Consider the following 19,963-nt stretch of genomic DNA (forward strand, 5'->3'; position numbering starts at 1 on the left):
CAGACGCGGAATTCGGTTCCAAAGAGCGCGCGGGAGGGTTTTTGCGGTGCACGTGGCCGCAAAACACACGCGGGCCCGCATGGTGCGGGAACGTGCCTGTTCTGCATTCAAAACATTTGAAGCGGAGGAAGAAAAATGCCAAGATCTAAAAAATCTATGGACGGCAACACCGCTGCCGCGCATGTAGCATATGCGTTTACAGAAGTTGCCGGTATCTACCCCATCACCCCGTCCAGCCCGATGGCGGACATGGTCGACCAGTGGAGCGCTGCTCACCAGAAGAACATCTTCGGAACCGAAGTCAAGGTTATGGAGATGCAGTCTGAGGCAGGTGCCGCCGGTACCGTCCACGGCTCTCTGGCCGCCGGCGCAATGACCACCACCTTTACGGCTTCTCAGGGTCTGCTGCTGATGATCCCGAACATGTACAAAATTGCGGGTGAGCTGCTGCCCTGCGTGTTCCACGTGTCTGCACGTACGGTTGCCAGCCACGCGCTGAACATCTTCGGCGACCACTCCGACGTGTATGCCTGCCGTCAGACCGGTTTTGCCATGCTGGCCGAGTCCAACCCGCAGGAAGTCATGGATCTGGGCCCCGTGGCGCATCTGACCGCCATCGAGAGCCGCGTTCCGTTTGTGAACTTCTTCGACGGCTTCCGCACCTCTCACGAGATCCAGAAGATCGAAGTGTGGGATTACGACGATCTGAAAGAGATGACCAACATGGACGCGGTCAAGGCGTTCCGCGATCACGCGCTGAACCCCGAGCATCCCGCCATGCGCGGTTCCCACGAGAACGGCGACATCTTCTTCCAGCATCGTGAGGCCTGCAACAAGTTCTACGAGGCTGTTCCCGCCATCGCTGAGAAATACATGCACAAGATCAACGAGAAACTGGGCACCCACTACGAGCTGTTCGAGTACTACGGCGCTGCGGACGCGGACCGCGTCATCATCGCCATGGGCTCCATCTGCGACGTGGCGGAAGAAGTCATCGACTACCTGACCGCCAAGGGTGAGAAGGTCGGCCTGGTGAAAGTTCGTCTGTATCGTCCGTTCAGCGCCGAGCGTCTGCTGGCCGCCGTGCCTGCCACCGCCAAGAAGATCGCTGTTCTGGACCGCACCAAAGAGCCGGGCGCCTATGCCGAGCCTCTGCACCTGGATGTGCTGAGCGCCTTTGCCGAGGCAAAACGCGAAGCCACCATCATCGGTGGCCGCTATGGCCTGGGCTCCAAGGACACTCCTCCCGCAAGCGTGTTCGCTGTGTATGAGGAGCTGGCCAAAGACGCGCCCAAAGCCCGCTTCACCCTGGGCATCAACGACGACGTCACCTATCTGTCTCTGGAGGAGAAACCCGCTCCCAACACCGCTGCAGAAGGCACCAAAGAGTGCAAATTCTGGGGTCTGGGCGGCGACGGCACCGTTGGTGCCAACAAGAACTCCACCAAGATCATCGGCGACCACACCGACAAATACATCCAGGCATACTTCCAGTATGACTCCAAGAAGACCGGCGGCGTGACCATCAGCCACCTGCGCTTCGGCGACAAGCCCATCCGTGCGCCCTATTACATCAACAAGGCGGACTTCGTGGCTTGCCACAACCCGTCCTATGTCATCAAGGGCTACAAGATGGTCAACGACGTAAAAGACGGCGGCGTGTTCATGATCAACTGCCAGTGGAGCGACGAAGAGCTGGCGCACCATATGCCGGCTGAGGCAAAACGCTACATCGCTCAGCACAACGTGCAGCTGTACACCATCAACGCCATCGACAAGGCCATCGAGATCGGCCTGGGCAAACGCACCAACACCATTCTGCAGTCTGCGTTCTTCGCACTGGCCGGTGTTCTGCCCCGTGAGGATGCCCTGAAATACATGAAGCAGGCCGCTGAGAAATCCTTCGCCAAGAAGGGCCAGGCCATCGTTGAGATGAACTGGAAGGCCATCGACGCCGGCTTCGACGCTTATCACAAAGTGGAAGTCCCCGCTGACTGGGCCAACGCTCAGGACGAGGCTGACAACACCGCGCTGGCCGGCAACGCTGCCACCGTGGATATGGTCAAGAACGTGATGATCCCCGTTGCGAAGATGGACGGCGACAGCCTGCCCGTTTCCGCCTTTGAGAAATACGTGGACGGCCAGTTCGAGCAGGGCGCGGCCGCTTACGAGAAACGCGGCGTTGCCGTGACCGTTCCCGAGTGGGATGTGGACAAGTGCATTCAGTGCAACCAGTGCGCTTATGTCTGCCCGCACGCCACCATCCGTCCCTTCGCTCTGACCGCTGACGAGGCCGCCAAGGCTCCCGCTGCGCTGAAGAGCAAGAAGATGACCGGCAAAGACTGCGGCGACTATGTGTTCACCATGACCGTTTCTCCGCTGGACTGCATGGGCTGCGGCGTTTGCGTGGGCGTTTGCCCGGCTCCCGGCAAGGCTCTGAAGATGGTTCCGCAGGAGAGCCAGCTGGCACAGCAGGACGTGTTCGACTACTGCGTGGCCAACGTGGGCAAGAAACCCGGCATGATGGCCGAGACCACCGTCAAGGGCTCTCAGTTCAATCAGCCGCTGCTTGAGTTCTCCGGCTCCTGCGCAGGCTGCGCTGAGACCAGCTATGCACGCCTGATCACCCAGCTGTTCGGCGAGCGTATGTTCATCTCCAACGCCACCGGTTGCTCCTCTATCTGGGGCGGCCCGGCTGCTACTTCTCCGTATACCCGCAACCGTCTGTCCGGCAAGGGCCCCGCTTGGGCGAACAGCCTGTTCGAGGACAACGCCGAGCACGGCTTCGGTATGTATCTGGGCCAGAAGGTCATCCGTGACAACCTGATCGCCCTGGTCAAAGAGATGGCCGAGAGCGACAAGGCGGACGAGGCCTTCAAGGCTGCTGCGAAAGCTTACCTGGATACCGTGGACGACGGCAAGACCAACGGCGCCGCTGCGGATGCTCTGGTTGCCGAGGCGGAGAAACACGCCGCTGAATGCGACAAGTGCAAAGAACTGGTGGAGAAGAAACAGTACCTGTCCAAGAAGTCCGTCTGGATCTTCGGCGGCGACGGCTGGGCATATGACATCGGCTTCGGCGGCCTGGATCACGTCCTGGCTTCCGGCGAAGATGTGAATGTTATGGTCTTCGACACCGAGGTTTATTCCAACACCGGCGGCCAGGCCTCCAAGGCCAGCCAGATCGGTCAGGTTGCTCAGTTTGCCGCAGCCGGCAAGGCCATCGGCAAGAAGAGCCTGGCGGAGATCGCCATGAGCTATGGCTACGTTTATGTAGCACAGATCGCCATGGGCGCCGACCAGAACCAGACCATCAAGGCCATTGCTGAGGCCGAGAGCTATCACGGCCCGTCTCTGATCATTGGCTATGCTCCCTGCGAGATGCACGGCGTCAAGGGCGGCATGACCAACTGCCAGAACGAGATGAAGCGTGCTGTCCAGTGCGGTTACTGGAACATGTTCCGCTTCGATCCGCGCAAGAAGGCCGAGGGCAAGAATCCGTTCACGCTGGACTCCAAGGCTCCCACCACGGATTACAAAGAGTTCATCGAGAGCGAGACTCGTTACAGCCGTCTGCAGCGCGCCTTCCCGGAGCGTGCGGCCGATCTGTTCGAGAAGGCAGCCAACGCGTCCAAGGACCGTTATGCCTACCTGAACAAACTGACCAAACTGTACGCACCCGACGACGCGGAATAATTCGCAATCCTTTTGGCGGCAGGCTTCGGCCTGCCGCCATTTTTGTACAGAAAAAGCCGCTCATCCAGCTGGATGAGCGGCTTTTTAAATTATTGCGCAAGGTTTTCTTTCAGAAGATCCCGGATCTCGGTCAAAAGCACTTCCTCTTTGGAAGGAGCCGGCGCGGGCGCCGCTGCCTTTTCTTTTTCTGCCCGGCGGGTCAGGCGGTTGATGCCCTGCACCAGCAGGAACATGCAGCCGGAAACCATCAAAAACGATAAGATCGCGTTGATAAATTTGCCGATCATCACCACGCCGCCAATGGTCAGGGATTCAAACACCGCGCTGTCCGGCGAAAGAAGTGTGAGCAAAGGGGTGATCACATCTCCCACAAGACTGTTCACAATGGCCGTGAAAGACGAGCCGACCACAACACCGATGGCCATGTCCACCACATTTCCTTTCAAAGCAAACGCCCGAAACTCTCTCACCCAACGTTTCATCATTTCATCTTCCTTTCCAGATTCTTGTGCATTATGATACCGTATTTTTTCAGCAGAGAAAAGATGAAAAATGAAAAAATAGAGTGAAATTGCTGCAGCATTCCAATCCATTTGTTGTTTTGAAGGGGCTGTGCCCGCCGGATGACGCCCCCCTTGAATCTGAATGGAAAGCGTATATAATAAGGAAGAAAGAATGCAAAAGGAGCTGCGGTATGAAGTTCGACGGAAAAGTCAAAGATTTTATGATGGATTTGCCGTATGATGTGGCGGGAAGCATTTTGTATGCGCTGGGCGTGTATACCTTCGCAAAATCTTCCAACTTTGCGCCCGGCGGCATCTCCGGCCTGGCACTGATCTTCAACTATCTCTGGAACCTTCCCATCGGCACCATGTCTCTGGTGCTGAACATCCCCGTTGTCATTGTCAGTTACCGGGTACTGGGCAAATGGTTTTTGTTTAAGAGCCTGAAGACCATGGCCATCAGCACGCTGTTTCTGGACGTGGTGTTTCCTCTGTTCCCCATGTACACAGGCAACCCCTTCCTGGCGGCGGTGTTCTCCGGCGTGACCATGGGCGCGGGCCTTGCACTGATTTATATGCGCGGGTCGTCCACCGGCGGCACGGATTTTTTGATCGTGGCTGCGAAAAAATTGTTTCCCCATTTTTCCATGGGGCAGATCACCATGTTGGCGGACGGAGCCATCATTGTGCTGGGCTGGCCTGTTTACGGCAATATGGACGCGGTTTTGTACGGCGTGGTCTCGGCCTTTGCCGCGTCTGTGGTGGTGGATAAGATCATGTACGGCGCGGGCGCCGGAAAGCTGGCCATCATCATCACCACCGAGGCCAAGCGCATTTCCCAGCACATCGACGAAACGGTGGGCCGCGGTTCGACGCTGATCGAGGCCACCGGGGCCTATTCCGACGCGCCCCGGGAACTGATTTTGTGCGCCTGTTCCAAATCCGAAATTTATAAGGTGCAGAATGCCGCACATGAGATTGACCCGGATGCTTTTGTGATGATCACCGAGGCCAATGAAGTGTTCGGAGAAGGGTTCAAAAAACCCGGTCAGACGGTCTGAAGGCGCTGCACAAAAGTGCATATCACGGTTTAAAAAAGCGTTCCGATTTGTACCAATTGTAATTTTTGGTTTTAAGATACAATTTCAACTTTTCAACAGAGTTTTACACATTGTATAGGGAGTTTTCCACTGTTTTTGTTGAAAACTCGGTTGAAACTGTTTAAACATTTGGTTTTTCCGTGAAAGTTTTCAACAAGCCGCCCCGGAAAAATTCGGGCAATGGATAACAACCAGTTGAATTGCAGCCGGGAGTTTGCTACAATGGTCTACACACTGTGGTGCGGCGCATACCACTGCAGGGGGATACAACAAAATCAAATGTGTGCGCTGAAAGGGTTTTATCATGTTCATGAAATGGGTCTACCGGCTGGAGCGCAAGCACGGCAACTTCTGCATCCATAACCTGATGATGGTCATTGTGATGGGCCAGCTGCTGGTGTATCTGGCGGATCAGCTGACGCCGGCCATCGCCCTGTCCAACCGCCTGATGCTGTACTGGCCTGCGGTCATGCACGGAGAGATCTGGCGTGTGCTGACGTTTGTGTTTGTGCCGGGCAGCATGGGTGTCTTTATGCTGGCGATCACACTGTACTGCAATTACCTCATCGGCCATGGGCTGGAGAGCACCTGGGGCGATTTCCGTTTCAACGTGTACTATCTGTGCGGCATGGTGGGCGCGGTCATCTCCGCGGCACTCTTCGGCATCGGCACAGGCACCTATTTGAACCTTTCCCTGTTCTTTGCCTTTGCCATGCTGTATCCGGATATGCAGTTCCTGTTCTTCTTCCTGATTCCGGTCAAGGCAAAATATCTGGGCATGATCTCGGGCGGCATTTGCCTTCTGCAGTTTGTGTTCGGGCCCTGGTATGTAAAAGGCAGCATTTTCTTCTCCCTGATCAATTTCCTGCTGTTCTTCGGCAGCGACTTTTTCAATATGGCCCGTCAGGAGATCCGCTACGCGAAAAACCGGCGCAACTGGCGCAACAATTGGCGTTGATGAAATACTTTTTTTAAAAAAAGTACTGCATGGCGCCCGGGTTGTGGTATAATAAATAAAAGAGAGGCGTTCCCTGCCGCTCGAACCTTAAAGGAGGTTGTACATATGAAACTGATCACGGCAATTGTCAATAAAGAGGACTCCAACGCGGTTTGCAAGGCGCTGACCGGGGGCGGCTTTTCCGTGACCCGTCTGGCGACCACCGGCGGTTTTCTGATGGCGGGCAACATGACGCTTCTCATCGGCACGGAGGATGAAAAGGTGGATCACTGCCTGGAGCTGATCGCTTCCTGCGCAAAACAGCGCAAAGAAGTCGTTCCCAGCACTGCCAGCTATGGCATCGGCGTGACCACGGCGTATCCTTTGGAAGTAACCGTGGGCGGCGCAACGGTGTTCGTCACCAATGTCGAACGTTTTGAAAAGCTGTAATGGCTGCATTGGATGCCCTTTGGGGCAATGATATGCTCAAACAAAGCCTCTCGGCCGCACTGGCGGCCGGGCGGCTTTCTCATAGTGTGCTACTCTGCGGCGAGGCGGGCACGGGCGCGGGTTTCGCGGCGCGCTGCCTGGCCGCAGATTATCTTTATCCCCAGGGCGGGCCGGGCGCCGCACAGGTGCTGGCCGGCGAAAGCGCCGAAGTTCTGACGCTGGAAGGCGAAGGCGCTTCCGGCGAGATCAAGATCGACGCGGTGCGCGCAGTGCGCAGAGAGGTGTACAACACCGCTCTGTCCGCGCAGGGCCGCGTGGTGCTGATCCGCGGCGCGCACAAATTGAACGCCGCCAGCGCCAACGCGCTTTTAAAGGTGATCGAGGAGCCGCCCGAAGGGGTGCTGTTTCTTTTGACGGCCCCCGGAGAGGCGATGGTGCTGCCCACCATCCGCAGCCGGTGCTGCGCCTACAGCCTGGCGCCGGTCAGCGTGGAAGAATGCACCCGCTACCTGGAGGAACATTTTTCGGATAAGCGAAGCTGCGCGCGGCTTGCCAGCGTGTTCGGCGGCAAAATCGGCAGCGCGCGGCGCTGTCTGGAAGATGCGCAGCAGCAGTCCTGCCTGAACGATGCCATGGCTCTGGCCAAGTGCGCCCACCGGCGCGACACCTATGGCGCCATGGCACTTTTGTCCGGCTATGAAAAAGACCGCTTCGGCGCGCTGCGCCTGATGGAACTTTTCAGCAATGTGTGCAGCGCCGCGCTGCGCGGCACGCCGGACATCCCTGTGGACGCGCAGCGTGCGGCCGTGTGCCTTCCCTGCGCTTTTTCCACGATGCGCGCCGTCTCGGCCAATGTCAACGCAAAACTGGCGCTGACCAATCTGGCCATCCGGCTGTGCGCCTGAACTTCTCTTGAAGCGCTGCCTAAATCATGCGCCGTAGGCAGCGGCACTGACACCCCCGCCCACGGCAGCGGAAGGAACGTTTATGACAAAAGTAATCAGCGTCCGCTTTAAACAGGCGGGCAAACAGTATTATTTTGCACCCGGCGAACTGGAGATCGTCAAGGGCGACCACGTGATCGTGGAGACTGCCCGGGGCACCGAGTGCGGCGAAGTGGTGCAGGGCGTGCACGAAGTGCCCGATGCCAGCATCGTCAAGCCGCTGAAGACGGTGACCCGCATGGCCGACGCCGTGGACGTGCGCCGGATGGAGAAAAACCGGGCCGATGAAAAGCACGCCTTTGAAGTTTGCACCGAGCGCATTCAAAAGCACGGGCTGGACATGAAGCTGGTGGACGTGGAGTACACGCTGGACCGTTCGAAGATCCTGTTTTATTTCACGGCGGACGGCCGCATCGACTTCCGCGAGCTGGTCAAGGATCTGGCGGGCGTGTTCCGCACCCGCATCGAACTGCGGCAGATCGGCGTCCGGGACGAGAGCAAGATGCTGGGCGGCCTTGGCATCTGCGGCCAGCCCTTTTGCTGCAGCCGGTTTTTGAAAGATTTTCAGCCGGTCTCCATCAAAATGGCCAAAGAACAGGGCCTTTCCCTGAACCCCACAAAAATTTCCGGCAGCTGCGGCCGCCTGATGTGCTGCCTGGCTTACGAGCAGCCCGCCTATGAGTATCTGAACCGCGTCACCCCGGGTGTGGGCAGCGTGGTCAAGACCCCCGAGGGCGAGGGCACAGTGGTGGAAGTCAACGTCATCGCCGGTTCGCTGCGCGTGCGGCTGGAGGGTTCCACCACGGTGTTCAAGACCTTCCATAAGTCGGAATGTCAGTATCTGCGGGGCGGAAAGCGCGTGCCGCAGCCCGAAGAGCCCGAACCCGAAGTGTAAAGCTGCTAAAATTTGGTGCTCTGTGCGGGAATCAGACCTTGAAAAATCTGCGTTTTATGATACAATAATAGCACGTAGGAAACTACAGGTCCTTCGGGACAAAAGCCGCATGTGCCGTCCGCGCTTTGGCAGGTGTGGCCGTACTTGAACATGCGCGGAGGAAAGGATGGAAGAAGTATGGCTTATCAGATCAGTGACGAATGCGTATCCTGCGGCACTTGCGCGGGTGTTTGCCCCGTGAGCGCGATTTCTGAGGGTGACGGCAAATACGTGATCGACGCGGACGCCTGCATCAGCTGCGGTACCTGCGCTGGCGAGTGCCCGGTCGGTGCGATTTCCGAGGGCTGAGATCCCATATGAATCAGGACGAGGCGGGCGGATGCCCGCCTTGTTTTTTGTCGGAAAGGAGCGGAAGGAGTGCACACGGAACGTCTTGTGAACGGCACGGCCGTGTTTGTGGACGGCGCGTACCGGTTTGGGCAGGACGCCATGCTGCTGAGCGCCTTCTGCAAGGTGCGGCGGGCAGAGCGCGTCTGCGATCTGGGTACGGGCTGCGGCATCATTCCCCTGCGCTGGCATGACCGGGGCCACCGGGGCCCCTGCTATGCGGTGGAGCTGCAGGCCGGCGCATTGGCGCTGCTGCAGCAGGCGCTGGCGGAAGGCCGGATCGAGCACATTGTTCCGGTTCTGGGCGACTTGCGTTCCTGGCGGCCCCGGGAGGCGGGCCTGTTTGACGTGGTGTGCTGCAATCCCCCTTATTTCACCGGTGGCCGGCAGAGCCCGGACCCGGCCCGGGCGGATATGCGCCACGAGCGCACCTGCACGCTGGCGGATGTGTGCCATACCGCATCCGCATTGCTGCGGGACGGCGGCCGGCTGTGCGTGTGCCAGCGGCCCGAGCGCCTGGCCGATGCCATTGCCGCCATGCGCGCCGTGCGCATCGAGCCCAAACGCCTTCAGTTTGTGGCAGCCCGGCCGGACCGGGAGCCGGCGCTCTTTCTGCTGGAAGGGCACAAAAACCGCGCGCCTGGCATGCGTGTGGCGCCGGTTTTCATCACACAGCGGGAAGACCGCAGCCCCAGCGACGAAATTCTGGCTGTATACGGCCAGACAAGGGAGGAAAAACCATGAGCGGCACCCTTTACATTGTGGCAACCCCCATCGGGAACCTGGGCGATTTGACGCCCCGGGCGGCCCGGACCTTTGAGGAAGTGGATTTTATCGCGGCGGAGGATACCCGCGTCACGTTGAAACTGCTCAATCATCTGGGAATCAAGAAGCCGTTGGTCAGCTATTATGAACACAACCTGAAGGAGCGGGGCGAGTATATCCTGAACCGCATCGCGGCCGGTGAAAACTGCGCGCTTTGTTCCGACGCGGGCATGCCTGCGGTGTCCGACCCGGGCGAGGTCATCGTGCGGGACGCCCATGCCAGAGGCATTCCCGTGTGCCCGGTGCCTGCGGCCAGCGCGGCCGTCACGGCGCTGTGTGTGTCCGGTCAGGTGACGGGGCGTTTTGTGTTTGAGGGCTTTCTGCCCACCAACCGGCGCCAGAAAAAGGACCGGCTGGCTCAGCTGCAAAACGAGCCGCGCACCATGATCTTTTACGAGGCTCCCCACAAGCTGCCCACGACCCTGCGGGATTTTCTGGATACCTTCGGGCCGGACCGGAGCATGACCGTGTGCCGGGAACTGACCAAGCTTCATGAGGAGATCCGTGTGACCACGGTGGGTGAAGCCGAAGCCTGGTACCGGGAAAATCTGCCCCGGGGCGAGTTTGTTCTGGTGCTGGCCGGCGCGCCAGAACGCCCGGCGGAAGAGATGAGCCTGGAGGATGCGGTGGCCATGGCCCGCCAGTATATGGAGGAAGGAATGAGCGCCACAGCCGCCGCCAAAGCGGCCGCTGCCAAGAGCCCCTTTTCCAAAAGCGAGATTTATAAACACTGTATTCAGTGAGGAGTATGTTCATGAAACTGTTGGTGTTATCCGATTCTCATGGCGAGGCCGGTCGGCTGAGCGCGGCGCTGGACGCCCATCCCGACGCGCTGGACGTGGTGTTTCTGGGCGATGGCGCCCGGGACGTGGAGACCATCGAAGGTGCTTACCCCGAACGGCGGTTCTATTGTGTGCGGGGCAACTGTGACTTTGCCAGCTTTCTGCCCGCCGAGGGCCTGGTGCCCTTTGGAGGCATGAATTTTTATTATACCCATGGTCACCTGCACGGTGTGAAAACCGGGCTGGAACTGCTGGCGGACCAGGCCCGGCAGATGGGCGCGCAGGTGGCGCTGTACGGACATACGCACCGGGCGCGCATGGAGCGGTGGAATTCCCTGGTCCTGTTTAACCCGGGCTCCATCTCCAGCGACCGCGGATCCGGCAGTTACGGGATCCTGACGGTGGAAGACGGAAAACTGGATGCGGCTTTCGGTGTGGTGGACTGACAGCTTTTCCGCGGCGGTTCGACAATTTTGAGAAAAATCGGTGAAAAACCGCAGGACTATTTACAGATTGTTCATAACCCCTTCAAATAACTGACGCAATTCCTGCCTATAATAAGAATCACAGAAACACGGAAGCCGCAATCCGGGTTTCTGTACATGATTCCTCCTCACACCAAGAGAGATACCCCTTCGATCGCCCCTGTGCTGCAAGGCACAGGGGCGATTCCCTTTTTTCGGCCTTTTTCGGGCGGAATGTACAGAGCGTGTCGAATTTGTCTGAACACTACAAATGTTTTCTTCAAGAAAAAAGCAAAATGTACAATGCAACGAGAAATGTGTAAGAAATGTGATGGAAAATATACAGTTCGGTAAAGGTTTGGCCCAAGGGGTTGAACGAAGCTGTGAACATGGCTATAATGACTCTCAGTCGCTGTGAGCGGTTGAAAAACCTGCGTACATTCGTCCGAAAATAGAGATGCGGACGAAATTCCGGCGGCGTACATTTAGGAGGGTATATACTTATGAAAAAATTGATGGTTCTGGCTGCTGCTCTGGTTATGGCTCTGAGCCTGGCTGCTTGCAGCAGCAACAGCACTTCTACTGCTGCTTCTTCCGTTGCGAACTCCACCAGCGAGGCTTCTTCTGTGGAAGCTTCCTCCGTTGAGGCTTCCTCTGTCGAGGCTTCTTCTGTGGAGAGCGAGGACGCTTCTGAGGCTTCCTCTGTGGAGGCTGACTCCACTTCCGAGGCTTCTTCCGTGGAGAGCGAGTCTGTCGCTGAGTAATTTTTCAGCACCATGCAAAAGCGGCCTGCCGATCTGGCAGGCCGCTTTTTTGCATAAAACTGTACGTATACAAACTACAATTTTACAAAAATGATAGAATTTGCACTTCCTTTGACAACATTTTCTCTGTGTGGGCGACAAATATCCATGTTCAGAAATTGACAAAAGAAGTTAAAATTGATAGAATAAAGATTCAAAGGCGGAAAAGGATGGTGTTTAAAGGCGTTTTTGAACACCGTCTTTCTTTTGTTGAGTTCTTTTTGCGGGGAAACGGAGTTTTTGCTGTGTCCGCAATTTGAGAACAGCCAAATTCTCCGCAAAAAACGAGGAAGTAAGGAAAGAGGAGTTGAATGCGATGCTGAAATACATCGTAAAACGAGTGGCCTTCGCGCTGTTGACCTTGTTCCTGGTCGCGACCATGACGTTCTTTCTGATGAACATGGTCCCCGGCGGTCCCTTCTCCGCTGAAAAGGCGGTCAGCCAGGCAGCGATGGACGCTCTGAATGAGAAATACGGGTTGGATCAGCCCGTTTCCGTTCAGTACAAGAATTATATGCTGAAAGCGATCCAGGGCGATTTGGGCGTGAGCCTGCGTCAGCGCGGACGCACCGTGTCCAGCATTATCGCCACGAAGTTCCCTGTCTCCGCCCGCATCGGCGGCATGGCGATTGTGGTGGCGCTGGCCATCGGCATCCCTCTGGGCTGCCTTGCTGCGCTGAACCGCGGCAAAGCGCTGGACAATATCATCATTGTGATCGCCACCTGCGGCATTGCCGTGCCAAGCTTCGTCATATGTACCATACTGATGTATATATTCGGGTATAATTTAGGGTGGCTGCCGGTGGTGGGCCTGACCAGCTGGAAGCACTATATCATGCCCGTGGTGGCGCTGGCCTTCTACCCCACCGCATACATTGCCCGTCTGATGCGTTCGTCCATGCTGGACGTGCTGGGACAGGACTATATGCGCACCGCCCGCGCCAAGGGCCTTTCTCAGAGCAAGAGCCTGTTCAAACATGCGCTGCGCAACGCGGTGCTGCCGGTCGTCACTTATGTAGGCCCCATGGTGGCTTACACCATGACCGGTTCCTTCGTGGTGGAAAAAATCTTCACCATCCCCGGCCTGGGCGGCGAGTTCGTGGGCTCCATTTTGAACCGTGACTACACGATCATCATGGGCACCACCATCTTCCTGGCGGCGCTGGTCATCTTCATGAACGTGGTGGTAGACCTGGTGTACAAGCTGGTCGATCCCCGCATTCAGCTGAAATAAGGAAAGGAGAAAATTCCATGGAAAAGAACCCTTTGAGCATGCAGCTCAAACTGAAGCCCGAGGATTTTCTCCCTGCCTCCAATGAGGAAAAAGAAAGTCTCGTTGTCATGCGCGAGAGCGTCAGCTTTTGGAAAGACGGTCTGCGCCGACTGGTAAAAAACAAAGTGGCCATGGTCAGCCTGTTTATCATTCTTCTGGTCATGGTGTTTTCCTTCATCGTCCCCAGCTTTTATCCCTACACCTACGACCAGCAGATCCGCTACTCCGAGAGCCTGGCGCCCATGCAGTACTCCGAGCAGGAGCAGGCCCGGATCGATGCCGGTGAGAGCGTGTTCCCCCACTTCTTGGGCACGGACAAGCTGGGCCGTGACTATGCCATCCGCGTGATGATGGGAAGCCGCATTTCCCTGCTGGTCGGCCTGGTGGCCTCGGCCATCGTGCTGGTCATCGGCTCCATTTACGGCTCGGTGTCTGCCTTCTTCGGCGGCTGGGTGGACATGGTGATGATGCGTATCACCGACATTATCTACACGGTGCCGGATATTTTGATCATTATTTTGCTGGCGGTGGCCTTTGAGGAGCCCATGAAGCAGCTGGCTACCCTGCCCGGCTTTGAATGGATTCAGAAACTGGGTGTCAACCTGATCAGTATCTTTGTGGTGTTTGCGCTGCTGTACTGGGTGGGCATGGCCCGCATCGTCCGCAGCCAGGTGCTGATGCTGAAAGAGAGCGAGTACGTGACCGCCGCCCGTGCGCTGGGCGCTTCCAACGGCCGCATCATCAAAAAGCATCTGCTGACCAACTGCATCGGCACGCTGATCGTCACCACAACGCTTCAAATTCCTTCCGCGATCTTTACCGAGAGCTTCCTGTCCTTCCTGGGCATCGGCGTGGCGGTTCCCATGCCGTCCCTGGGTTCCCTTGCGTCGGACGCCATCAATGGCTTCCGCACCTATCCGCATCTGCTGCTGGCGCCCGCGCTGCTGATCAGCCTGATCATTCTCAGCTTCAACCTGTTCGGCGACGGCCTGCGCGACGCATTCGACCCGAAACTGAAGAACTAAGGAGAGGAAGAGCTTTATGAGCGAATATCTGGTAAACATTCAAAACGAGCGCCTCTCCTTCTTCACTCCCGCGGGCGAAGTGAAGGCGCTGAACGACGTCTCTCTTCATCTGAAAGAGGGCGAAGTTCTGGGCATCGTGGGCGAGTCCGGTTCCGGCAAGTCCGTCACGGCGTACAGCCTGATGGGCCTGACCGCTTACCCCGGCCGTCTGATCGGCGGCACGCTGGACTTCAACGGCCACCGCATCAACGATATGACCGAGAAACAGATGCGCAAGATCCGCGGCAACGAGGTGTCCATCATTTTCCAGGACCCCATGACCAGCCTGAACCCGGTGTACACCATCGGAAATCAGATCTGCGAAGTGATTTTGCTGCACACCAATAAAAACCGTGCGCAGGCCAAAGAGCGCGCGAAAGAGCTGCTGACGCTGGTGGGCATCAATGAGCCGGAGAAACGGCTGAAACAGTATCCCCACGAGCTTTCCGGCGGCATGCGCCAGCGCGTGATGATCGCCATTGCGCTTGCCTGCGAACCCAAGCTGCTGATTGCGGACGAGCCCACCACGGCGCTGGACGTGACCATTCAGGCGCAGATCCTGGAGCTGATGATGGATCTGAAAGAGAAGCTGGGCATGGCCATCATCATGATCACCCACGATCTGGGCGTGGTGGCCTCCATGTGTGACCGCATTGCCGTCATGTATGCCGGCAAGGTGGTCGAGTACGGCAGCACCGACGATATTTTCTACAATCCCAAGCATGAATACACCCGCGGCCTTCTGCGCAGCATTCCCAAGCTGAACGAGAAGGAGCACAAAAAGCTGGTGCCCATCGAGGGAACGCCCGTGGATATGCTCAATCCGCCCAAGGGCTGCCCCTTCGCACCCCGCTGCGGCAGCTGCATGAAGATCTGCCTGCGGGAGATGCCCGCCTATACGGATATCTCCGACGTGCACTACAGCGCGTGCTGGCTGCTGCAGAAAGAAGAGTTTGAAAAAGGAGGGAACGCGTGATGGAACAGAACAAAAAGCTGGTGGAAGTGCAGAACCTGAAGCAGTACTTCCCTGTCGCGGGTTCCAAGTTCTTTGAGAAAAAGGTCGTCAAAGCGGTGGACGACGTTTCCTTCTATCTGAACAAGGGCGAGACCCTGGGCCTTGTGGGCGAATCCGGCTGCGGAAAGACCACCACGGGCCGCACACTGCTGCGTCTGTACGAGCCCACGTCCGGCCGCATCATCTACGACGGCGAGACCATTTTCGATTCCGGTGACGTGCCCCTCTACAACGAGGACGGCACCGTGCAGACGGATGAAAAGGGCAATGTGAAATACGGCCGCAAAACAGCGGTGAACATGCTGCCCTACCGCCGCAAAATGCAGATCGTTTTCCAGGACCCCTATGCCAGCCTGGACCCCCGTATGACCGTGGGCGATATTGTGGGCGAGGCCATTGACATTCATCATCTGGCTGCCAGCAAGCAGGATCGCCGTGACCGGATCATTGCGCTTTTGGAGCGCGTGGGCCTGAACTCGGAGCACGCCAACCGCTATCCGCACGAGTTCTCCGGCGGCCAGCGTCAGCGCGTGGGCATTGCCCGTGCTCTGGCGGTGAATCCGGAATTCATCGTCTGCGACGAGCCCATCTCCGCGCTGGACGTGTCCATTCAGGCGCAGGTGGTCAACATGTTCGAGGAACTGCAGGAGAAAGAGGGCCTGACCTATCTGTTCATCGCCCATGACCTCTCCGTGGTGAAACACATCTCCGACCGGATCGGCGTCATGTATCTGGGCCGCATGGTGGAGCTGGCGGACAGCTACGAGCTGACCTTCCACAGCGTTCACCCCTATACCCGCAGCCTGATCTCCGCCATTCCCATCGCCGACCCTGTGACCAGCCGCCAGTCCAAGCGCATTGTGCTGGAGGGCGACGTTCCCAGCCCGGTGAATCCTCCGTCCGGCTGCCACTTCCGCACGCGCTGCCCCTTCGCGGACAAGCTGTGCGAACAGGAACAGCCCAAGTGGACCGAGGTGGGCCCCGGCCATTACGCTGCCTGCCATCACCTGGACAAAGTAAAATAAGACAGCAGCCCCGCACACATCGTGCGGGGCTGTTTTTTTGACCGAAAATGCAAAAAGCGCTTCGGGCCCGGGCAATGGAGGATTGTACTGGACCAATTTGTGAAATATTGCTGATACAACAGCAAAAAATATAAAAAATGAATGCGGTTAAACGACAAAAATATAGAAAATCATCCAAGAATGCACAAATTCTATGAGGAAAAAGATGCATGATATGCACAAAAGGCAGAATAAAATTGCAAAATGGTAACAAATCGGAAAACAATCTTGTATCCCGTGCGCGGACGAGTATAATAGAAAAAGTTTGCCTCACCTGCAAAAGAGGCAAATTTTTGATTTGATACAGGAGGAACTCCCATGAAGAAACTGGCTTGCATGCTGGCTGTTGTCATGGCGCTGAGCCTGGGCCTGACGGCCTGCGGCGGCTCCGAGACATCCGGCGCGACGGCCGACGGCACCGCTTCCGGCGAGGGCAAACAGCTGGTGGTTCAGGTTGGTCCCGACCCCGAGACCCTGGACCCCGCGCTGAACAGCACCATCGACGGCGGCGAAATGCTGATCCATTCCTTTGAAACCCTGCTGAACCTGAACGAGAACAACGAAGTCGTTCCCGGCCAGGCGGAGAGCTGGGACGTGTCGGAAGACGGTATGACCTGGACCTTCCATCTGCGTCAGGGCCTGAAATGGTCCGACGGCAGCGATCTGACCGCTGAGGACTTTGTCTACAGCTGGCAGCGTATGGCGGACCCCGCCACCGCAGCTCCCTATGCGGAGACTTTGCTGGGCATGGTGAAGAACTTCAACGAGATCACCACCGGTGCCATGGACCCCAGCGAGCTGGGCGTTTCCGCACCCGATGCGCAGACCTTTGTGGTGGAACTGGGCCAGCCCTGCACCTACTTTGACAAAATCGCTTCCTTCATCTCCGGCGCTCCTGTGAAAAAGGACGTCGTGGAAGCCAACGGCGACGCCTGGGCAGTGGATGTTTCCACTTACGTCTCCAACGGTCCCTTCTACATGACCGAGTGGGTGCCCGGCAGCCACATTGTCTATTCCAAGAACCCCAACTACTGGGATGCGGACTCCATCAAGCTGGACAGCATCCGCTTCCTGCTGATCGAGGACGAAAACGCCGCTTACTCTGCTTATGAGACCGGCGAGGCCCACATGGTCAAGAGCGTTCCCACAGAGGAGATCCCCAGCCTGAAGGACAGCGCTGACTTCCATGTAGACACCATCATGGGCACCTATTATCTGAGCGTGCAGACCCAGAAAGAGCCCCTGAACGATCCCAATGTGCGCAAGGCGCTGAGCCTGGCCATTGACCGCGACTATGTGGCCAACACCGTGATGCAGGGCACTTATACGCCGGCCGGCAGCCTGGTGGGCCCCGGCATCACCGATGCGGACGGCAGCACTCCCTTTGAAGATGTGGCCAACGGCGGCGAGCCCTATATCAGCACCGATCCCGCGGACTTTGAGGCGAACCTGGCCGAGGCCAAACAGCTGCTGGCAGACGCCGGCTATCCCAACGGCGAGGGCTTCCCTGTGATCGAGTATCTGACCAACGATGCAGGCTATCATCAGGCGGTGGCCGAGTACCTGCAGAGCGCCTGGGCAGAACTGGGCATCACGCTGGAAGTCAAAGTGGCTGAGTGGCAGAGCGTTACCGCAACCCGCCGCGCCGGCGATTTCGACATCGCCCGCAACGGCTGGAGCTGCGACTACAACGATCCCTCTTCCCTGCTGGACCTGTTCTACACGGGCAACGGCAACAACGACGGTCAGTACTCCAACGCGGAGTTTGACGCACAGATGGACATCGCGCGCAGCACCAACGATGTGAACGAGCGTTTCACCGCGCTGCATGCCGCCGAGGACATTCTGATGAATGACATGGCCATGATTCCTCTGGCTTATTACAACGACTACTGGCTGCAGAGCGACGCAGTTGTCGGCAGCTGGCACTCTCCGTACGGTTACTGGTACTTCCAGTATGCAGATATCGTAGAGTAAGTCTTCTTTCAAAGCCGTCTCGTTCCGAGGCGGCTTTTTTCTTGCATTGACGGGAGTTTTCGGTATAATAAAAATGGAGGATTTTATCAAATTCAAGGGGGATCTCATGAAACATCATCTGAAATGGATCGCGGCAGTTCTGGCGCTGAGCCTGAGCCTGACCGCTTGCGGCGGGGCATCGTCCTCGTCCGCGCCTTCATCCGAAGCCCAGGCGTCTGCTTCGGCACAAAAGCAGGCGGTGGTGCAGTTCGGCCCGGATCCGGATTCGCTGGACCCTGCGCTGAACAGCACGGTGGACGGCGCCGAAATGCTGCTGCATTCCTTTGAAGCGCTGACCCGTGTGGACCAGGAGGGACGGATTGTTCCCGGCCAGGCGGAGAGCTGGGAAGTGTCCGAGGACGGCATGACTTGGACCTTCCATCTGCGCCAGGGCCTGAAATGGTCCGACGGCAGCGATTTGACCGCCGCGGATTACGTGTACAGCTGGCAGCGCATGGCGGACCCCAATACCGCTGCGCCTTATGCTGCCACCGTGCTGGAAGCGGTGAAAAATTTTGAACCCATTTCCTACGGCGAGATGGACCCCGCCGAGCTGGGCGTTTCGGCCCCGGACGCGAACACCTTTGTGGTGGAACTGGAATATCCCTGCTCTTATTTTGACAAGGTGGTTTCGGTGATCGCCTCGGCGCCTGTGTGCCAAACCGTGGTGGAAGAGGCCGGCGAAGCCTGGGCTCTGGACCCGTCCACTTACGTGTCCAACGGCGCGTTTACCATGACGGAATGGGTGCCCGGCAGCCATATCACCTACGCCAAAAACCCCCACTACTGGGATGCGGATTCGGTGAAGCTGGACGGCCTCAAGTTCCTTCTGACCGCGGACGAGAACGCCGCGTATGCCTCGTATGAAACCGGCGAGGCGGATCTGGTGATCAGCGTTCCCACAGAGGAGATTCCCTCTTTGCGGGAGAACGCGGATTTCCACATGGAGCCCAACACCGGACTGTATTATCTGGTGTTCCAGACGCAGAAGGCGCCTTTTGACAATGCGGACGTGCGCCGGGCCCTCAGCCTGGCGGTGGATCGCAGCTATGTGGCGGAAAATCTGATGCAGAATACCTACAGCGCGGCGGGCAGCCTGGTGGGACCGGGTATTCCCGATGCGGACGGCGTCACTCCCTTCCAGGACAACGCCAATGGCGGCGAAGAGTACATCAGCACCGATCCCGCGGATGCGCAGGCGAATCTGGAGGAAGCCCGGCAGCTGCTGGCGGACGCGGGCTATCCCAATGGCGAAGGCTTCCCGGTGGTGGAATACCTGATCGTGGACTCCGGCTACAACAAAGTGCTGGCCGAGTATCTCCAAAGTGCCTGGGGTGAGCTGGGCATCACGGTGGAAGTGCGGGAAGCCGAGTGGCAGAGCCTGGTAGATTCCTACTTCAGCGGCGACTTTGACGTGACCTTCGCGGGCTGGAGCTGTGATTATGCCGATCCTTCCTGCCTGCTGAACCTGTTCTGCACGGAAAACGGCAACAACATCGGCCTGTACTCCAACCCGGAATACGATGCCTGCATGGAGACCGCACGCACCACCACCGACGTGGAGGAGCGCTTTGCAGCCATGCATGCCGCCGAGGACATTCTCATGGAGGACATGCCCTTCGTACCGGTGGCTTTCTACAACGACTACTGGATGCAGAGCCCGGATCTGACCGGGGTGTGGCATTCTGCCTCCGGCTACTGGTTCTTCCACACCGCGGATCTGGCGGCGTGACAAACCGGGCGGC

18 protein-coding genes are annotated in these 19,963 nt (G+C 57.7%); 17 read left to right on the plus strand and 1 reads right to left on the minus strand.

The genetic code is table 11. The annotated features are described in order from the left end of the window. Positions 1 to 135: 135 nt before the first annotated feature. Complete coding sequence (gene nifJ / locus ACKTS9_RS10315; protein WP_407880614.1) at positions 136 to 3,696, plus strand: pyruvate:ferredoxin (flavodoxin) oxidoreductase; 3,561 nt, start codon at positions 136 to 138, stop codon at positions 3,694 to 3,696. Positions 3,697 to 3,785: 89 nt separating this feature from the next. On the opposite strand, the gene mscL is transcribed toward nifJ, so the two are convergent. Continuing rightward, positions 3,786 to 4,181, minus strand: coding sequence for a large conductance mechanosensitive channel protein MscL (gene mscL / locus ACKTS9_RS10320; RefSeq protein ID WP_349214044.1), 396 nt, complete (start codon positions 4,179 to 4,181; stop codon positions 3,786 to 3,788). A 209-nt stretch (positions 4,182 to 4,390) separates the two neighbouring features. Between mscL and ACKTS9_RS10325 the strand changes: the two genes are divergently transcribed. The 16 genes from ACKTS9_RS10325 (at position 4,391) to ACKTS9_RS10400 (ending at position 19,950) form a co-directional block, all read left to right on the plus strand. Next, positions 4,391 to 5,260: a YitT family protein gene (locus tag ACKTS9_RS10325; protein WP_349214045.1), complete on the plus strand. Its 870-nt coding sequence runs from the start codon at positions 4,391 to 4,393 to the stop codon at positions 5,258 to 5,260. Positions 5,261 to 5,603: 343 nt separating this feature from the next. Beyond that, complete coding sequence (locus ACKTS9_RS10330) at positions 5,604 to 6,257, plus strand: hypothetical protein (protein ID WP_349214047.1); 654 nt, start codon at positions 5,604 to 5,606, stop codon at positions 6,255 to 6,257. A 105-nt stretch (positions 6,258 to 6,362) separates the two neighbouring features. Continuing rightward, on the plus strand, positions 6,363 to 6,686 hold the full coding sequence (locus ACKTS9_RS10335; RefSeq protein WP_349214048.1) for a cyclic-di-AMP receptor: 324 nt from the start codon (positions 6,363 to 6,365) through the stop codon (positions 6,684 to 6,686). 32 nt (positions 6,687 to 6,718) lie between these two features. After that, a complete protein-coding gene (locus ACKTS9_RS10340; RefSeq protein ID WP_407880618.1) occupies positions 6,719 to 7,591 on the plus strand; it encodes a hypothetical protein in 873 nt (290 codons plus the stop codon). A gap of 82 nt (positions 7,592 to 7,673) precedes the next feature. After that, positions 7,674 to 8,525 (plus strand): stage 0 sporulation family protein, encoded by an 852-nt coding sequence (locus ACKTS9_RS10345; protein ID WP_349214052.1) that lies wholly within the window; start codon positions 7,674 to 7,676, stop codon positions 8,523 to 8,525. A gap of 177 nt (positions 8,526 to 8,702) precedes the next feature. Further along, on the plus strand, positions 8,703 to 8,873 hold the full coding sequence (locus ACKTS9_RS10350) for a DUF362 domain-containing protein (RefSeq protein ID WP_349214054.1): 171 nt from the start codon (positions 8,703 to 8,705) through the stop codon (positions 8,871 to 8,873). Between the two features lie 69 nt (positions 8,874 to 8,942). Beyond that, positions 8,943 to 9,656 carry a tRNA1(Val) (adenine(37)-N6)-methyltransferase gene (locus ACKTS9_RS10355; protein ID WP_407880621.1) on the plus strand — a complete coding sequence of 238 codons (714 nt, stop codon included), beginning with the start codon at positions 8,943 to 8,945 and terminating at the stop codon, positions 9,654 to 9,656. Further along, the gene (gene rsmI, locus ACKTS9_RS10360; RefSeq protein WP_407880624.1) at positions 9,653 to 10,480 is read left to right on the plus strand and encodes a 16S rRNA (cytidine(1402)-2'-O)-methyltransferase; all 828 of its coding nucleotides are present in this window, start codon (positions 9,653 to 9,655) and stop codon (positions 10,478 to 10,480) included. Before ACKTS9_RS10355 ends, rsmI begins: the two co-directional genes overlap by 4 nt. Positions 10,481 to 10,491: 11 nt before the next feature. Further along, positions 10,492 to 10,965 (plus strand): metallophosphoesterase family protein, encoded by a 474-nt coding sequence (locus tag ACKTS9_RS10365; RefSeq protein WP_407880626.1) that lies wholly within the window; start codon positions 10,492 to 10,494, stop codon positions 10,963 to 10,965. Between the two features lie 521 nt (positions 10,966 to 11,486). Next, the gene (locus tag ACKTS9_RS10370; RefSeq protein ID WP_349214061.1) at positions 11,487 to 11,747 is read left to right on the plus strand and encodes a hypothetical protein; all 261 of its coding nucleotides are present in this window, start codon (positions 11,487 to 11,489) and stop codon (positions 11,745 to 11,747) included. A gap of 355 nt (positions 11,748 to 12,102) precedes the next feature. Then, positions 12,103 to 13,020, plus strand: a complete 918-nt coding sequence (locus ACKTS9_RS10375) for an ABC transporter permease (protein WP_349214063.1) — start codon at positions 12,103 to 12,105, stop codon at positions 13,018 to 13,020. 17 nt (positions 13,021 to 13,037) lie between these two features. Continuing rightward, positions 13,038 to 14,084: an ABC transporter permease gene (locus ACKTS9_RS10380; protein WP_407880631.1), complete on the plus strand. Its 1,047-nt coding sequence runs from the start codon at positions 13,038 to 13,040 to the stop codon at positions 14,082 to 14,084. Positions 14,085 to 14,100: 16 nt separating this feature from the next. Continuing rightward, the gene (locus ACKTS9_RS10385; RefSeq protein ID WP_349214066.1) at positions 14,101 to 15,099 is read left to right on the plus strand and encodes an ABC transporter ATP-binding protein; all 999 of its coding nucleotides are present in this window, start codon (positions 14,101 to 14,103) and stop codon (positions 15,097 to 15,099) included. Next, positions 15,099 to 16,163 (plus strand): ABC transporter ATP-binding protein, encoded by a 1,065-nt coding sequence (locus ACKTS9_RS10390; protein ID WP_349214067.1) that lies wholly within the window; start codon positions 15,099 to 15,101, stop codon positions 16,161 to 16,163. Before ACKTS9_RS10385 ends, ACKTS9_RS10390 begins: the two co-directional genes overlap by 1 nt. 357 nt (positions 16,164 to 16,520) lie before the next feature. Then, entirely contained in the window at positions 16,521 to 18,179 is a 1,659-nt protein-coding gene (locus tag ACKTS9_RS10395; RefSeq protein ID WP_407880634.1) for a peptide ABC transporter substrate-binding protein, read from the plus strand. A 106-nt stretch (positions 18,180 to 18,285) separates the two neighbouring features. Then, positions 18,286 to 19,950: a peptide ABC transporter substrate-binding protein gene (locus ACKTS9_RS10400; RefSeq protein ID WP_349217251.1), complete on the plus strand. Its 1,665-nt coding sequence runs from the start codon at positions 18,286 to 18,288 to the stop codon at positions 19,948 to 19,950. Positions 19,951 to 19,963 lie beyond the last annotated feature (13 nt).

Origin of the sequence: Owariibacterium komagatae, assembly GCF_045865535.1 — a bacterium.
In the GTDB taxonomy this organism is placed as follows: Bacteria; Bacillota; Clostridia; order Oscillospirales; family Ruminococcaceae; genus Ruthenibacterium; species Ruthenibacterium komagatae.

Bases quoted from the DNA above. Each gene is read 5' to 3' on its own strand.
- nifJ (WP_407880614.1), top strand. From the start codon at position 136: ATGCCAAGATCTAAAAAATCTATGGACGGCAACACCGCTGCCGCGCAT.
- mscL (WP_349214044.1), bottom strand. From the start codon at position 4,181: ATGATGAAACGTTGGGTGAGAGAGTTTCGGGCGTTTGCTTTGAAAGGA.
- ACKTS9_RS10325 (WP_349214045.1), top strand. From the start codon at position 4,391: ATGAAGTTCGACGGAAAAGTCAAAGATTTTATGATGGATTTGCCGTAT.
- ACKTS9_RS10330 (WP_349214047.1), top strand. From the start codon at position 5,604: ATGTTCATGAAATGGGTCTACCGGCTGGAGCGCAAGCACGGCAACTTC.
- ACKTS9_RS10335 (WP_349214048.1), top strand. From the start codon at position 6,363: ATGAAACTGATCACGGCAATTGTCAATAAAGAGGACTCCAACGCGGTT.
- ACKTS9_RS10340 (WP_407880618.1), top strand. From the start codon at position 6,719: ATGCTCAAACAAAGCCTCTCGGCCGCACTGGCGGCCGGGCGGCTTTCT.
- ACKTS9_RS10345 (WP_349214052.1), top strand. From the start codon at position 7,674: ATGACAAAAGTAATCAGCGTCCGCTTTAAACAGGCGGGCAAACAGTAT.
- ACKTS9_RS10350 (WP_349214054.1), top strand. From the start codon at position 8,703: ATGGCTTATCAGATCAGTGACGAATGCGTATCCTGCGGCACTTGCGCG.
- rsmI (WP_407880624.1), top strand. From the start codon at position 9,653: ATGAGCGGCACCCTTTACATTGTGGCAACCCCCATCGGGAACCTGGGC.
- ACKTS9_RS10365 (WP_407880626.1), top strand. From the start codon at position 10,492: ATGAAACTGTTGGTGTTATCCGATTCTCATGGCGAGGCCGGTCGGCTG.
- ACKTS9_RS10370 (WP_349214061.1), top strand. From the start codon at position 11,487: ATGAAAAAATTGATGGTTCTGGCTGCTGCTCTGGTTATGGCTCTGAGC.
- ACKTS9_RS10375 (WP_349214063.1), top strand. From the start codon at position 12,103: ATGCTGAAATACATCGTAAAACGAGTGGCCTTCGCGCTGTTGACCTTG.
- ACKTS9_RS10380 (WP_407880631.1), top strand. From the start codon at position 13,038: ATGGAAAAGAACCCTTTGAGCATGCAGCTCAAACTGAAGCCCGAGGAT.
- ACKTS9_RS10385 (WP_349214066.1), top strand. From the start codon at position 14,101: ATGAGCGAATATCTGGTAAACATTCAAAACGAGCGCCTCTCCTTCTTC.
- ACKTS9_RS10390 (WP_349214067.1), top strand. From the start codon at position 15,099: ATGGAACAGAACAAAAAGCTGGTGGAAGTGCAGAACCTGAAGCAGTAC.
- ACKTS9_RS10395 (WP_407880634.1), top strand. From the start codon at position 16,521: ATGAAGAAACTGGCTTGCATGCTGGCTGTTGTCATGGCGCTGAGCCTG.
- ACKTS9_RS10400 (WP_349217251.1), top strand. From the start codon at position 18,286: ATGAAACATCATCTGAAATGGATCGCGGCAGTTCTGGCGCTGAGCCTG.